This is a genomic window from Burkholderia sp. AU30198 (assembly GCF_020419825.1).
Taxonomy (GTDB): Bacteria; Pseudomonadota; Gammaproteobacteria; order Burkholderiales; family Burkholderiaceae; genus Burkholderia.
On sequence record NZ_JAIZSA010000003.1, the window covers coordinates 48,246 to 61,870 of the forward strand.

At 69.1% G+C, this 13,625-nt stretch carries 12 protein-coding genes; 4 read left to right on the forward strand and 8 right to left on the reverse strand.

Going from position 1 to position 13,625, the window contains the following annotated elements:
- Positions 1–323 precede the first annotated feature (323 nt).
- Positions 324–1,241, reverse strand: a complete 918-nt coding sequence (locus tag LGN19_RS09095) for a metal-dependent hydrolase (RefSeq protein WP_226214102.1) — start codon at positions 1,239–1,241, stop codon at positions 324–326.
- Positions 1,242–1,822: 581 nt separating this feature from the next.
- On the opposite strand from LGN19_RS09095, the gene LGN19_RS09100 reads away from it, so the two are divergent.
- The 3 genes from LGN19_RS09100 to LGN19_RS09110 all read left to right on the forward strand — a co-directional run bounded on the left by LGN19_RS09100 (position 1,823) and on the right by LGN19_RS09110 (position 4,641).
- Positions 1,823–2,164 carry an FKBP-type peptidyl-prolyl cis-trans isomerase gene (locus tag LGN19_RS09100; protein WP_011355854.1) on the forward strand — a complete coding sequence of 114 codons (342 nt, stop codon included), beginning with the start codon at positions 1,823–1,825 and terminating at the stop codon, positions 2,162–2,164.
- Between the two features lie 35 nt (positions 2,165–2,199).
- Positions 2,200–2,973: a helix-turn-helix transcriptional regulator gene (locus tag LGN19_RS09105; protein WP_122949132.1), complete on the forward strand. Its 774-nt coding sequence runs from the start codon at positions 2,200–2,202 to the stop codon at positions 2,971–2,973.
- Positions 2,974–3,189: 216 nt separating this feature from the next.
- A complete protein-coding gene (locus tag LGN19_RS09110) occupies positions 3,190–4,641 on the forward strand; it encodes an MFS transporter (RefSeq protein WP_226214104.1) in 1,452 nt (483 codons plus the stop codon).
- Between the two features lie 10 nt (positions 4,642–4,651).
- On the opposite strand, the gene LGN19_RS09115 is transcribed toward LGN19_RS09110, so the two are convergent.
- Both LGN19_RS09115 and LGN19_RS09120 read right to left on the reverse strand, forming a co-directional pair.
- A complete protein-coding gene (locus tag LGN19_RS09115) occupies positions 4,652–5,587 on the reverse strand; it encodes a hypothetical protein (RefSeq protein WP_226214106.1) in 936 nt (311 codons plus the stop codon).
- A 68-nt stretch (positions 5,588–5,655) separates the two neighbouring features.
- Positions 5,656–6,126 carry a winged helix-turn-helix transcriptional regulator gene (locus tag LGN19_RS09120; RefSeq protein ID WP_226214108.1) on the reverse strand — a complete coding sequence of 157 codons (471 nt, stop codon included), beginning with the start codon at positions 6,124–6,126 and terminating at the stop codon, positions 5,656–5,658.
- Positions 6,127–6,280: 154 nt separating this feature from the next.
- Between LGN19_RS09120 and LGN19_RS09125 the strand changes: the two genes are divergently transcribed.
- The gene (locus LGN19_RS09125; protein WP_226214123.1) at positions 6,281–7,516 is read left to right on the forward strand and encodes an MFS transporter; all 1,236 of its coding nucleotides are present in this window, start codon (positions 6,281–6,283) and stop codon (positions 7,514–7,516) included.
- Between the two features lie 130 nt (positions 7,517–7,646).
- On the opposite strand, the gene LGN19_RS09130 is transcribed toward LGN19_RS09125, so the two are convergent.
- The 5 genes from LGN19_RS09130 to LGN19_RS09150 are packed head-to-tail and all read right to left on the reverse strand — an operon-like array spanning position 7,647 to position 13,616.
- Complete coding sequence (locus tag LGN19_RS09130) at positions 7,647–8,813, reverse strand: glycosyltransferase family 4 protein (RefSeq protein WP_226214125.1); 1,167 nt, start codon at positions 8,811–8,813, stop codon at positions 7,647–7,649.
- Positions 8,813–9,997 (reverse strand): glycosyltransferase family 4 protein, encoded by a 1,185-nt coding sequence (locus LGN19_RS09135; RefSeq protein WP_226214127.1) that lies wholly within the window; start codon positions 9,995–9,997, stop codon positions 8,813–8,815. The genes LGN19_RS09130 and LGN19_RS09135 overlap by 1 nt, the downstream gene beginning before the upstream one ends.
- Positions 9,994–11,460 (reverse strand): O-antigen ligase family protein, encoded by a 1,467-nt coding sequence (locus LGN19_RS09140; protein ID WP_174958175.1) that lies wholly within the window; start codon positions 11,458–11,460, stop codon positions 9,994–9,996. Before LGN19_RS09140 ends, LGN19_RS09135 begins: the two co-directional genes overlap by 4 nt.
- Positions 11,461–11,470: 10 nt before the next feature.
- On the reverse strand, positions 11,471–12,607 hold the full coding sequence (locus LGN19_RS09145) for a glycosyltransferase family 4 protein (RefSeq protein ID WP_226214129.1): 1,137 nt from the start codon (positions 12,605–12,607) through the stop codon (positions 11,471–11,473).
- A 49-nt stretch (positions 12,608–12,656) separates the two neighbouring features.
- On the reverse strand, positions 12,657–13,616 hold the full coding sequence (locus LGN19_RS09150; protein WP_226214130.1) for a glycosyltransferase family 2 protein: 960 nt from the start codon (positions 13,614–13,616) through the stop codon (positions 12,657–12,659).
- Positions 13,617–13,625: the final 9 nt, after the last annotated feature.

Here is a 13,625-nt window from a genome sequence, read left to right on the forward strand (position 1 = left end):
GTGGACATTGTCATGAACGGTATATCGATGCGGCCGGCGCGCGGCTAGATGGGTGTTATCCCGGTGGCGTGTACGGCACGAACCCTGAGCGGGCGGCCGCACGGCACGCAAAGCCGCGCCGGTGCTGGCGCGCGGGGTGCGCGGGCGATACGGCGCACGCACGACCGGGGGGCCTGCGCGGGTGTCCGCGGCCGGTCAACCGGCCGTCCGGACGCCCGTCCGTCCGGTTCGAATTGATTTCGGTCAATCGTCAGAGGAAGCCGGCTGATGCACGAACGCAACATGCGCGGCGCGCTGCCGCGCATGCGGGCGCGGCGGCGGTATCAGCGGCCCGACGCGAGCGATGCCGGCGCGTTCGCGCGGCCACGGCCGGCCGACGCGCCGCCGTGTTCGCCATAGGTGGCGGCGAGCGCGTCGACCCGCGCGAGATGGTGGTGGTTGTCGTGATCCCACGGATGGAAGCCCGGCCGGAAGAAGCTCAGCCATTCGCCGGCGATGCGCGGGAACAGCCCGCGGCGCGGCCCGTACAGGAACGCAATCATCCGCAGCATGCCGCGCACGTGATGGCCGGCGCCGCGATCGCGCCACAGCAGCGTCGCGTGCATCAGGAACACGGTCGGCCAGAACGTCAGCGTCGTCAGCAGATACACGCCGACGCGGATCAGGTAACGGCGCAACCCCGGTTTCATCGCGGCATTCCAAACGTCGAACGATACGGCCTTGTGCTCGGTTTCCTCGAGCGCGTGCCAGATCCACATCTGGCGGTAGCCTTCGACCGAGCCGTCGAGGCGCGTCGGGTCGCGCAGCAGCCAGTCGGCCAGCATCGCCGTGTAGTGCTCCGCCGCGACCGTGTGCGCGAGCTGCACCGAATGCGGCAGCTTGCGCTTCATGTAGCCGAGCACGGTCCACACGCGCTTGTCGAGCTTGCGCGCGGGCAGGTGGTTCGCCTGCATCAGCTCGTTGTATTCGATGTGCTCGCGCGTGTGCATCGCCTCCTGGCCGATGAAGCCGAGCACCTGCTGCTTCAGCACGGGATCGTCGATCCGGTCGCGGTAGTTGCGCACCGAATCCATGAAGAACCGCTCGCCGGCCGGGAACAGCAGCGACAGCGCGTTGAAGAAATGGGTCACGTGCGACCCGAGGCCATGCCAGTCCTTCGCGCGTTCGACCGGCAGGTCGAAGCGCAGGTCGCGGCGCACCGGCATGATCCCGGCTGCGGTGGCGGAAGCGGCTGACTTCATGTTCATCGTTCTCCTGGTTCCGGCGCGGCCCGGCGCGTCGTCCGACGCGGCCGGCGCGGGCCCGGGCGGCGCGTCGCGCACCGCCAAAATCTTGACATCGACAACTGTAAAGATAGGCCGCCCGCGGCGGCGCACGCAAGCCGCGCGGTAGATGCGCGCTTCCAAACAGGGCACGGTCGAAAAGGCGGAAAAACCGGCGCTCGAACGGCGTCCGGACGGGCCGGGATTCGAACGCGTGCGGTGACTCGCGAGCGATACGCGCTGACCCGCGCCGTGTCATGACGGTGGCCCGAAAGCCCCGTGTGGCAAGGATTTCGCGGAATGCGACGGCGCCGCACGGCACACTGCCGAGCGCCCCGGTAGCACCGATTCATACGCGCGTCGCACTTGTGCGGTGCAACCTCTGTCGCGCGGCTCGCGAACAATTCAAACACGCGTTCCATTCGCGTGTCGGGCGATCGCGGCCGCGGCAGCCCGCCGCCGTCGGCGATACGCGTGCGACCGGCCGAAAGGCACGAGCGGCGGCCCGCTGCGCGCTCGCCTACAATAGCGGTTTTACCCATCCTTTTTCAGGAGAAGTCATGTCTGTCATCACGACCGAATCGGGCCTCAAATACGAAGACCTGACCGAAGGCACCGGCGACGTTGCGCAAGCCGGCCAGACCGTCAGCGTCCACTACACGGGCTGGCTGACCGACGGTCAGAAATTCGACTCGAGCAAGGATCGCAACGACCCGTTCGCGTTCGTGCTCGGCGGCGGCATGGTCATCAAGGGTTGGGACGAAGGCGTGCAGGGCATGAAGGTCGGCGGCGTGCGTCGCCTGACGATCCCGCCGCAACTCGGCTACGGCCCGCGCGGCGCAGGCGGCGTGATTCCGCCGAACGCCACGCTCGTGTTCGAAGTCGAACTGCTCGACATCTGACACGGCACACAAGCCGCCGGCTGACGCGCTGCCCCATGGCACACCTTCCGTCCCCCACCGTCGCGCTGCAACGCTACGACACGCTCGAAGCGTCGGACGTGCACGACTTTCACCAGATCGTGCTCGGCATCGACGGCGCGATGGTGATGGCGGTGGACGGCGTCAGCCAGCGTCTCGACCGGCACGGCGCCTGGCTGATTCCAGCCGGCGCGCGCCACGATTACGCGGGCCTTGGCGAGAACTGCCAGCTCGTGCTCAATCTCCCCCCGGCGTCGCTCGCGGTGCCGCAGCGGCTGTTCGACAACGCGCGCGCCGTGGCAATCGATCCGGCGCTGACGTCGCTGGTCGCGCAGATCGCGGCGGCAGCCGCGCAACTCGACGCGCCCGCCGGCGACGCGCAGCACGCGGCCGCGCACCGTTTCCAGTGGCAGGCCGCCGCGCGGCTGTGCGGCGCGCTGCTCGACGAACGCAACATCGCCGCGCCCGCACCAGGCCTCGATTTCGCGCGCATCGACCGCTGGCTGCGCGCACGGCTCGCGGAGCCGCTGCGCATCGCCGATCTCGCCGCGCATTGCGGCTACGGGATGCGCCGTTTTCATCAACTGTTCGTCGATGCGTTCGGCGAAACACCGCATCGCTACCTGCAGCGGCTCAGGCTCGACGCGGCCGTGATCCTGCTCGCGGACGGCCGGTATCCGCTCGTCGATATCGCCGGAATGGTCGGCTTCGCGGATCAAAGCACGTTCACGCACGCGTTCACGAAGCGCTTCGGCGTGGCGCCGGGACGCTGGCGCGGCGAGCGGCACTGAGCGCAGCCGTGTGCCCGCGTTGAACACGCGTCGACGCACGTCGTAGCGGCACGGCTCGGCAAACCACATTCGCGCATTCGCGCTGGCGCCCGGCCGGTCGCAACCTTCGCCGTCCCCGCTTCGCTCCGGTTCGCCGCCCCGCCGCATCCTGTCGCCCGCTTCGATGCTTCACGTCCCGCTGAAACATCGCCCGCCGCCGTGTCCTACGATTGACGCATGGATACGACCGCCCCCTCCTCCGCCTTCCCGCCCGCGCTCGCCCGCATCGTCGCGACCGTCAGCACCGGCTTCGTCGTCACGCAGCTCGACGTGACGATCGTCAACATCGCGCTCGCGCATCTCGCCGGCGACCTGCACTTGCCGGTCGCCGGCCTGCAGTGGGTCGTCGATGCGTACACGCTCGCGTTCGCGGTACTGATGCTGTCGGGCGGCGCGCTCGGCGACCGCTTCGGCGCGCGCCGCCTGTACATCGCCGGCCTCGCGCTGTTCGCGCTCGCGTCGCTCGCCTGCGGCGCCGCGAGCACGCCCGCGATGCTGATCGCGGCGCGCGCACTGCAAGGCGTCGGCGCCGCGGCGATGCTGCCCAATTCGCTCGCGCTGCTCAACGACGCGTGCCGCCACGACCCGCACCTGCGTGCGCGAGCCGTCAGCGGGTGGACGGCAGCCGGCTCGATTTCGATTGCGGCCGGCCCGGTCGTCGGCGGCCTGCTGATCGCGGCGTGGGGCTGGCGCGGCATCTTCCTCGTGAACCTGCCGCTGTGTGCGGCCGGGCTGGCGGCCGCCCTTGCGTGGATCCCCGCGCGCCGTGTGGCAACCACGCCGACCACGCCATCCCACACCTCCATCCGGGCGCTCGACCTGCGCGGCCAGTTCATCGCGATCGCGATGCTGACCGCGCTGACCGGCGCCGTGATCGAATGGCGGCCGCTCGGCTTCGCGCATCCGGTCGTCGCCGGCGGCTTCGCGCTGGCCGTACTCGCCGCGCTCGCGTTCGTCGCGGTGGAAGCGCGCACGGCCACGCCGATGCTGCCGTTGTCGCTGTTCCGCCATCGCACGTTCAGCGCGGCCGTGCTGTTCGGGATCTGCGTGAACCTCACGTACTACGGCACCGTGTTCGTGCTCGCGCTGTACCTGCAGCGCGCACGCGGCGAATCGGCGTTGCAGGCGGGCCTCACGTTCCTGCCGCTGACGGGCGGCTTCCTGCTGTCGAACCTCGCGAGCGGCCGCGTCGTGGCGCGTCACGGCCCGCGTGCGCCGATGCTGGCGGGCGCGCTCGTCGCCGCACTCGGCTACGGGTCGCTGCATTTCATCGACGCGTCGACGCCGCTGGCCGTGCTGCTGGTGCCGTTCCTGCTGATTCCGACGGGCATGGGCTTCGCGGTGCCGGCGATGACGACCGCCGTGCTCGCGTCGGTCGCGCCCGAACGGGCCGGCATCGCGTCAGCCGTGCTGAATACCGCGCGGCAGGCCGGCGGCGCGGTGGGCGTCGCAGCGTTCGGCGCGCTCGCCGGCGGAGGCGGCGCGGCGCAGGTCGTGGACGGGTTGCGGATCGAAACGGCCGTGTCGGTCGCGCTGCTGGTCGCCGCCGCGCTGCTCGCGACGCGGGTGCGGCCCGATGCGCATCGCGGCGCATCGTCCTCGCGTCAGACTGTGGCCGCGGCCGATTGAACGGGTGCGGTCAGGCGTCGCCGGGGTCGCGCTGGATCAGGTGACGCCACGGAAACACGTTGTCCTTGAAGTGACTCACGTAGCCGCCGCTGCCGGCCTGGATCACCATGAACGACAGCCGCGGATGCAGTGCCTGCAGCGCTTCGAGCGCGTCCCGATCGAGACAGGTATTTCTCAGCGTCAGCGTGTGGAGCCGCTGGCCGGCGGGGCTCTTCAGCAAGCGCTCGTAGGCCTCGAACGACGTCACGCTGCCGGCTTCGCGCTCGCGCTTCCACGTCGAATGCAATGCGGTCGATTCGGAGAAATCGAGCCAGCGGAGCGACGACAGGTTGCCGCTGTCCGCAAGACGATCGATGAACTGCTGTGTATCGTCTCCGCCGCCGATGCGCAACCGTTCGAGATGCGCAAGCGGCACGTCGAAGAAGCAGCCGTCGGGGGCATTCGGCACCGTCAGCTCGGTGAGAAACGGCGCCTTCGCAGCAAAGCGGGCAATCTCGCCGCCCTCCTGCATGATCCGGTCGCGGTGCACGATCATCGACTGGTTGTGATCGGCCGGCTCGGTCGGCCGCACATACAGCGAGCGCAGCATCGGAAAGCGCGCATCCGAATCGAGCAGCGGACCGAAATCCCATTCGCGCGTGCCGTTCGCGCCTTCGTCGAGGCCGCTGAACGCGAGGTCGGTCACGAGCGCCGCGACGTCCCGCTCGGCCAGACATTGCAGCGTCCAGTCGAACGGTTCCTCCCAGGCACCGCCGAAGTACCGGACATGCAGCCCGGCCCGCATCGGCGCGACGGTGACATGGTTGAAATCGGTCTGCCACAGCGGCTCGGCCGGATCGGCATGGTCGCGCCCGTCCTCAGCGCCCTCGCGCTCGCAGTAGTCGTGGATGCGACGCTGCAGGTCGAGCAGAAGCCGATAACCGGCGGAATCCAGCGGGTGGGACATGGCGATGCGGCTCCGGACGACGACGATCGCGACAGTCTATCCGACGGCGCGGCCGTCGCGCATGACGCTCACGGTCGCGTCGTACCGGCTTCGTCGCCGATCTTCCGCACGACCGTCTCTGCCGCCTTCAAAGGCCGGCCGTCGTCATGCCGCAACGCGAGCTTGCGGATCGCGCACCCGGTGCCGCGATCGACCAGCACCGAATGCGGCTCGCCGCGCGCGAACAGGTTCGCCTCGCCCCACTGCCGCAGCATCACGATCACCGGAAACAGCCCTTCGCCCTTTTTGGTCAGCGCGTACTCCTGATACGCACTGCCGTCCGACGCCGGCACGACGTCGAACACGCCCGCGTCCACCAGCATCCTGAGCCGGTCGGACAGGATGTTGCTCGCAACACCGAGGCTCGCGCGGAAATCGCCGAACCGGCGCACGCCGTCGAACGCATCGCGCACGATCAGCAATGCCCAGCGATCGCCGACGATATCGGTCGCCCGCGCCACCGGGCACGGCGAATCCGCAAGACTTTTCTGCCTGGCCATGTTCCTCTCCGCCATCGCGCCGGCCGCCTTCTCGGCAATGCCGGCCATCCGTGCACGGACCTCCCGTCCGCCGCATAACAGGTTGCATTTTAAAACTACTTTTCCTACACTCCACACTAGTTTCAATTTGCAACCACTTTGCGTAAGGAAACTCATGGATTCTTCCTGTCATACCGGCACCGTTGCATCAAACGTACCTGCCCATGCAGCGCATCCGGCCGACGTCGGCCGCCTGTCCGCGGCGCGCGTCGCGTTGCTGGCCGCCTGCTGTGCGGTCAGTGTCGCGAACGTCTACTACGCGCAGCCGCTGCTCGATTCGATCGCGCGCGATTTCGGCGTGTCGCAGGCGGCCGTCGGCGGTGTCATCACCGCGACGCAGCTCGGCTGTGCACTCGCGCTGCTGTTCGTCGTCCCGCTCGGCGACCTGCTGAACCGCAAGCGCCTGATCGCCGTGCAGCTCCTGCTGCTGACGGCGGCCTGCATCGGTGTCGCCGCGTCGTCGACGCGCGTCGCGCTGCTGGTGGGGATGGTCTCCATCGGGCTGCTCGGCACCGCGATGACGCAAGGGCTGATCGCGTGCTCGGCCGCGCTCGCGGGCGCCGGCGAACGCGGGCGCGTGGTGGGTGCCGCGCAAGGCGGCGTCGTGGTCGGGTTGCTGGCCGCACGCTCGCTGGCGGGCGTCGTCACCGATATCGCGGGCTGGCGGGCCGTCTATCTCGTGTCGGGCGCGCTCACGATCGCCATGCTCGTCGTGCTGTCGCGGCTGTTGCCGGACGAGAACGGGCCGCGCGAGCGCATCGGCTACGCGGCGCTGCTGCGATCGATGGTGTCGCTGCTGCGCAATGAACGCGTGCTGCGCGTGCGTGGCGCGATCGCATTGCTGATGTTCGCGGCGTTCAGCATCTTCTGGAGCGCGCTGGTGCTGCCGCTGAGCGCGCCGCCGCACGCGATGTCGCATACGCAGATCGGCGCGTTCGGCCTCGTCGGCGCGCTAGGTGCGGCGGCGGCCGCCCGCGCGGGCCGGCTCGCGGATCGCGGGCGCGGTGAAGCGACGACCGGCGCCGCGCTCGCGCTGCTCGCATGTTCGTGGCTGCCGCTCGCGTTCGGCAATACGTCGATTGCATGGCTGATCGTCGGCATCGTGCTGCTCGATGTCGGCGGACAGGCCGTCCACGTCGTCAACCAGAGCATGATCCTCGGCGCGCGGCCCGATGCGCATGCGCGCCTCGTCGGCTGCTACATGCTGTTCTATTCGGCCGGCAGCGGGCTCGGCGCGATTGCGTCGACGATGATGTATGCGCGTGCAGGATGGACGGGCGTCTGCGTGCTCGGCGCGGCCGTGAGCGTGGCTGCGCTCGGCGTCTGGGCCGCGACGCTCAGGCGCGCGTGATGCGTGCCGGCGCCGGGTATCGGATGGAGAAGGCCGGCCTGCCCTTCGCGGGCGGCCGGCACGCGAACCGGCCACGCACGCGCACCGGTTCGGCTTTCGGTTCAGCGCGCAGGTTGCGCGCCGCGGGCACTCAGCCGGCTGCCTGGATCGCCTCTTCGTACACGCCGGCGACGCGCCGCGCGATCACCGCGTTGTCGAAATGATCGCGCGCATAGCGCTTGCACGCGGACTCGTCGGGCAGTGTGATCGCGCCCGACAGCGCGGCGCCGAGCCCTTCCGCGATCGCGTCCGCGCCGGTGGACGGCAGCACGAGATCGCTGGACAACCCGGCGACGGCCTCCGGCAGCCCGCCGACCGGCGTGACCAGCACGGGCGTGCCGGACGCGAGCGATTCGACGGTGATCAGCCCGAAGCCTTCGAGCGCGACCGTCGGCACGACACTGACCGTCGCCGCGCGATACAGCGCCGCGAGATGGTTGTCGGGCACGAAGCCGAGCAGCTTCACGTTGTCCTGCAGTCCGGCCGCATCGATGCGCTGCTGGAGTTCCTCGCCGATCTTGCCCTTGCCGGCGATCAGCAGCAGCACGTCCGGGTGACGGTGCTTGAGGAGGCCGATCGCGTCGATCAGGTCCTCCAGCCCCATGCGCCGCACGAGCCGGCGCACGGCCAGCACGATCGGCCGGTCCTGCGGCAGTTGCAGCTTGTGCCGCGCCTCGCCGGGCGTGAGCGGCGTGTCGAACTGCGCGGTATCGACGCAGCCGGGAATCACGCGCACACGTGACGGATCGATTCCGTAGCGATTCGTCAGGATCTGGCCGAACGCCTGCGACAACACGATCAGCCGCGACGAACGCGTATAGACGGCCTGTTCGAGATAGCGCTTCGCGCGCTGCCCGAGCGACGCGGCGCCTTCGACCTGGCTTTCGTCGGCCCACGGCCCCTGGAAATGCGACACCTGCGGAATCCCGCGCGTGACGTCGAGGCCAGGAAACGTGTACAGCGCGAAGTGCGACGAGATCACGTCCGGACGCTCGCTGCGGATCTCCTCGCGCAGCGCGCGCCGCGCGGCGAGCATCCGGCGCGCGAGCGACTCCGTTGCGGGGCCGAAGCCCTGGATCGCACCGTCCGTGTCGTCGGCGACTTTCGGCGAGCCGGCAACGAGCCCGCGCACCTCGACACCCGCGCCCGGCAGCGCGCCGACGAGCGAGTAGTACATCCGGTCGAGGCCGCCCGCGCGTTCGGGGAACCAGTGCATGCCGATTTGCAACGATTTGATCGGCCGGGAAGATTGGGACATCACGACTGCTCCTGCGTGACCGCATGCTCGACCCGCTCGAAAGCGGACGGCTGCGAGGGTTGGCCGATGCGCCGATAGAGCGCGACATACTGGGCGCCCATGTGCGCCCAGCCGAAACGGGTCATCAGTTCGCGGGCGGCGTCGCCCATCGCGCGACAGGTGTCGCGCGATGCCGCGAGCGTGCCGATCGCCTGCGCGAGTGCGGCCGGATCGTCCGGATCCTCCAGCACGATCCCGCATTCGCGCGTGATGATTTCCGCGCCGCCCGCCGTGCGCGCGGTGACGACCGGCAGCCCGGCCGCCATCGCCTCGAGCAGCGACAGGCTCATCGCTTCGTAGCGCGACGGGAACACGTAGGCGTCGACCGAACGCATCAGCGTCGGCATGTTTTTCACGAGACCGAGGAAATGCACGCGCGAATCGATGCCGAGCGCGCGCGCCTCGTCCGGATACGGGCTGCCGGGCAGATAGCCGGCCACCGCCAGGTGCACGTTCGCCGGCAGCTTCGTCAGCGCCTTCAGCACGGTGCCGAGGTTCTTGCGCGGCGTGCGCAGGTCGCCGACGAACAGCAGCAGGAATGCGTCGTCCGGCAGCTTGAACGCCGCGCGGTCGGCCTGAGCGCCCGCGAACGCGCTGGCGTCGACGCCGTTGTAGATCACGCTGATCTTGCGGCTGTCGATGCCGAGCCCTGCGATCTCGTCGGCCACCTTCTGCGACACGGCCGTGATCGCGCGCGAACGCCGGTACGCCCAGCGCTCGAGCGTGGTGTTCACGCGCGTATAGACGTACTGGTAAGCCGACCACAGCCCCTTCGTCGGCCCGAACGGATAGTACGGACTCTTGAACCAGCCGCCGTGCACGAAGTGCGCGGTATTCACGTCGGCCTTGATCCACGAAATGAAGCCGTTCACGTGCAGCACGTCGTATTCGTCGCGGTGCGCGCGCAGCCACGCCGCGCTCTTCAGCGCGAACACCTGCTGCTTGACGAGATTCGACGGCCAGAAGCCGCCGACCTTCACCGGCACCCAGCGCACGCGCGGGTCGGCCAGCAGCTCGGGCGCGACGTGCGACGCGACCAGCGTGACCTCGTAGTTCTCGGCCAGCGCCGCGCGCGCGATTTCGTAATTGACGCGGCCCTGCCCGTCGTTATGTCGCACGACGTGCGTGACGATCGCGATTCTCAATGGTCGCCTCCCCGTAAACGCGCGGCGGCCAGCAGGCGTTGTGCCTTTTGCCAGTGCGCCGCGGAAAGAATCGAAAAAATGGCTGTGAACATCAGCAGGCCGCCCGTGCCGATCAGCGAGTTCGTGAACACGAGCATCGCGAAAGTCGACAGGCACAGACTCAGGCACGCGCCGACGAACTTGTCCTTGCGCAGCTTGAACGCCGCGCGCAGCGTGCGGCCGAACAGCATCACGACACCGGCGAGGTACAGCAACGTGCCGGGCCAGCCGAGCACGAACGGCACGTTCATCACGCCGCTGTCGAAGCTGCCGTACTTGCCGAGCTCGCCGCTGTCGCTCGACAGCTTCGTCGATGCGCCCGTCGCGCCCATCCCTTCGCCGGCGACGTCGGTAAACGCCGTCTGCGCGAAGGTCGCGTAGAACTTGTTGCGGTCGTCGTAACTGCGATCGTCCTTCAGGTTCGTGATCGACTGGAGACGCGCGCCGAGACGGTCGGCCACCGGCCCGACGGTCAGCAGCGGCACGCACAGCCCGACCAGCACGACGCCGCTGATGAGAATCCGCATCCGCACGCGGTTGTTCGACTGCGCGAGCTGGATCGCGAGCGCGATCACCCAGCCGCCCCACGTCGAGCGCACGAGACACAGTGCGAACGACACGAAGCCCGCCGCCCCCGCGAACCAGCGGATCTTCTGCGGCGCCGCGAGCACGAACACCAGCGCGCCCATCATCGCGAACGCGAACGGCCCCGACGAGTTCATCGTGCTGAACACGCGCACGCCGTACGGCACCGGCTCGCCCTGCGAACCCATGTCGGAACCGATCATCCACAGCACGTCCCACTGCGGCATCACGAAGTACTGCACGACGCCGTACACGCCCATCACCAGCATGCCCCACATGAACGTGGACAGCAGCACGTCGCGGTACTCCGGGTAGTCGCGCGCGTTGACCATGATGTGAAAGCCGATCAGCACCGGGTACACCCAGTTCGCGAGGTCATAGGTCGCGGCCATCACGCCGCTCGACACGATCCCGACGAGGTACGCGTACGCGAGCCCGAACAGCATCAGCAGGATCGGGATCCCGCGCCGCTGCGCGAGCACGCGGTAATGCCGGATCAGCCCGAGGCCGGCGATCATCGTCACCGCGAGCGGCGCGACCTGGATCAGGCTCGTTGGCGTGAATGCGCCCTTCGACCAGTCGGCGAGACGCCGCACTTCCGGACTCAGGAACCACACCCACCACATGAAGCCGACGTAGCGCGCCGGACTCTTGAAATACAGCCAGATGCCGACCGCGATGGCCAGCACCGGAAACGCGAGCGTCAGTACCTTGCCCTGGTGAATGGCGATCAGCGCGGCGGTGAACGTCCACAGCCCGGCCTGCCCGACCCAGTGCTTCGGTTCGGGTAGCCAGTTGCGGTTGCGCGACGGTGCGCGCTCGGCGGTAATCGTACTCATCGATCCGCTCTCACCGCGACGACGGTCGCGAATCCGCGAGCGGCATCGCCAGGCCCGCGGCTGCCGGTGTCCGGCGCCGGCGCAGCATGTCGCGCGTGATCCGCACGTGCTGCTCGGCGAACGCCTGCGTGGTCAGGTCGCGCTCGCGCAGGCACGCGGCAGCGGCCTGCGCGCAGCCCAGCGCCACGCCCGGATCGGCGACGAAGCGATCGGCGGCCTGACGCATCGCCTGCGCGTCGAACGCCGGCACATAGGCAGCCGTATCGTGCGGGAAGTAATCGCTGAGCCCGCCGACGTCGGACACGATCATCGGCTTGCCGACGGCCGCCGCCTCGAGCATCACGGTGATGCCCGACGCATGGAAGTTCGGCCGCAGCGGCACGACGATCACGTCGGCCCACGCGTACAGCTCGTGCTGCTTCGCGAGCCCCGATGCCGAGCCGATCTTCACGTTCGGCGCATGCCACTCGCGCGGCACGCGGCGGCGCGTCGCGAGCCGCACGTCGTAGCGCTCGTCGCCGCCGAATGCGGCCAGGAACGTGCGCCAGTCACGGTCGCGGTCGTTGCCGATCGCCGCGATCCGCAGCGGCCGGTTCGGCTGCCATTGCCGCGGCTCGGTGATCGGGAAGTCCTGCGTGTTCAGCCCGTAGTAGACGAACTCGGCGTCGCGGCCGAGATAGCGGCGGCACAGGTCCGCGTTGTCGCGCGCCAGCGTGGTCAGCGCGTCGGCACGCGCGATCAGCTTGCGGTACAGCCAGCGGCGCGGGCCGCCGAAGCTGCCCCACTTGTCGAACAGCCAGACGCTTTGTGCGAGCAGCAGCGGGCGCTTGCCCTGCGCACCGGCCAGCTTCAGGATCAGCGAAGCGGCAAGATGCTCCTGCTCCGTGTGCGTCCAGATCACGTCGGTGTTCAGCAGCGCCGCGCGGTTGCGCCACGCATGCACGACGTCGAAGCCGAGCGCCGCCTTCAGCGCACGGCGCGCGAGGCTGGCGACGCGGTTCTCGCCGCCGTCCTGCGAATAGGTCAGCCGGAATTCGTCGGATTCGGCATGGTGATAGCCGTACAGGCAGCCGATGTTCTCGCCTTTCCGGTAGGTACGCGGATCGGCGCCATAAAACAGATGGACATGGACCTTGGTTGCAGTCATTCGAGCCCTCCTCCGGGTTCGGCCGCGCGGCGTTGCGCGCGCGGCTCGTTCAAGACGTCACCGGCGGCATCGCCGCACGATGGGGGGCAAGGTTCGCGCGGCGGGCGTCGCGCGCGCCGCGGCGCACCGCGCGCCAGTGCTCGCGGATCCGCTCGCGCTTCGCCGTATGCAGCGACAGCAGCACGTGCGCGAGGCCCGGGTAGACACGCGTACCGACCAGCGTCCACCACCACCACGCGATCTCGCGCCGGACCGGCGGCAGATGCTCACGCAGGATCAGGTGCATGTTGTACGCGCCGTTGCTGATCGCATTCAGCGATGCGGCATCGCGCCGGTCGTCGTCGAAGCGCTCGGCCGGAAAATGATCGACCGCGATCGCCGGGTCGTAGACGAGCTTCCAGCCGTCGCGCTGCACGTGCATGCTGAAACCCATGTCGTTGTGCACCTGCGCACCGGCGCCGCGCAGCCGCGTGTCGAAGCGCAGCCGCTCGATCGCGGCACGGCGATAGCTCATGTTCGCGCCTTTCAGCATGTCGACTTCGCGCATGCCGCCGACGCCGAGATGATGGTTGCCGACGATCTTGCCGGACAGCGTGAGCTGGCCGACGAGTTCGCGCGATTCGTCGAGCACGCGGCCCTTCTCGTGCACCCAGTCGCGCCCGCCGACCGCGCCCACGCGCGGATCGGCTGCGAACACCGACTCGACGCGCGCGAGCCAGTCGGGGTACGGCGCCGCGTCGTCGTCGGTGATCGCGACGATGTCGCCGTTCGCCGAGTCGAGCCCCTTGTTCAGCGCGGCGACCTGGCCCGGCACTTCGACGGGCACGATGCGCAGCGGCAGCGCGCCGCCGACCGCCGGATCGGCGAGCCGTTCGTGCGTGGCGTCGTCCTCCGGGCGCGCGACGACGATCACCTCGTCGGGCAGCCGATGCTGCCGCTGCAGCGCCAGCAGGCAGCGCGCGAGGTCGGCGGGGCGCCGATAGGTCGGAACGAGCACGGAAATTTTCATCGTTGGTTC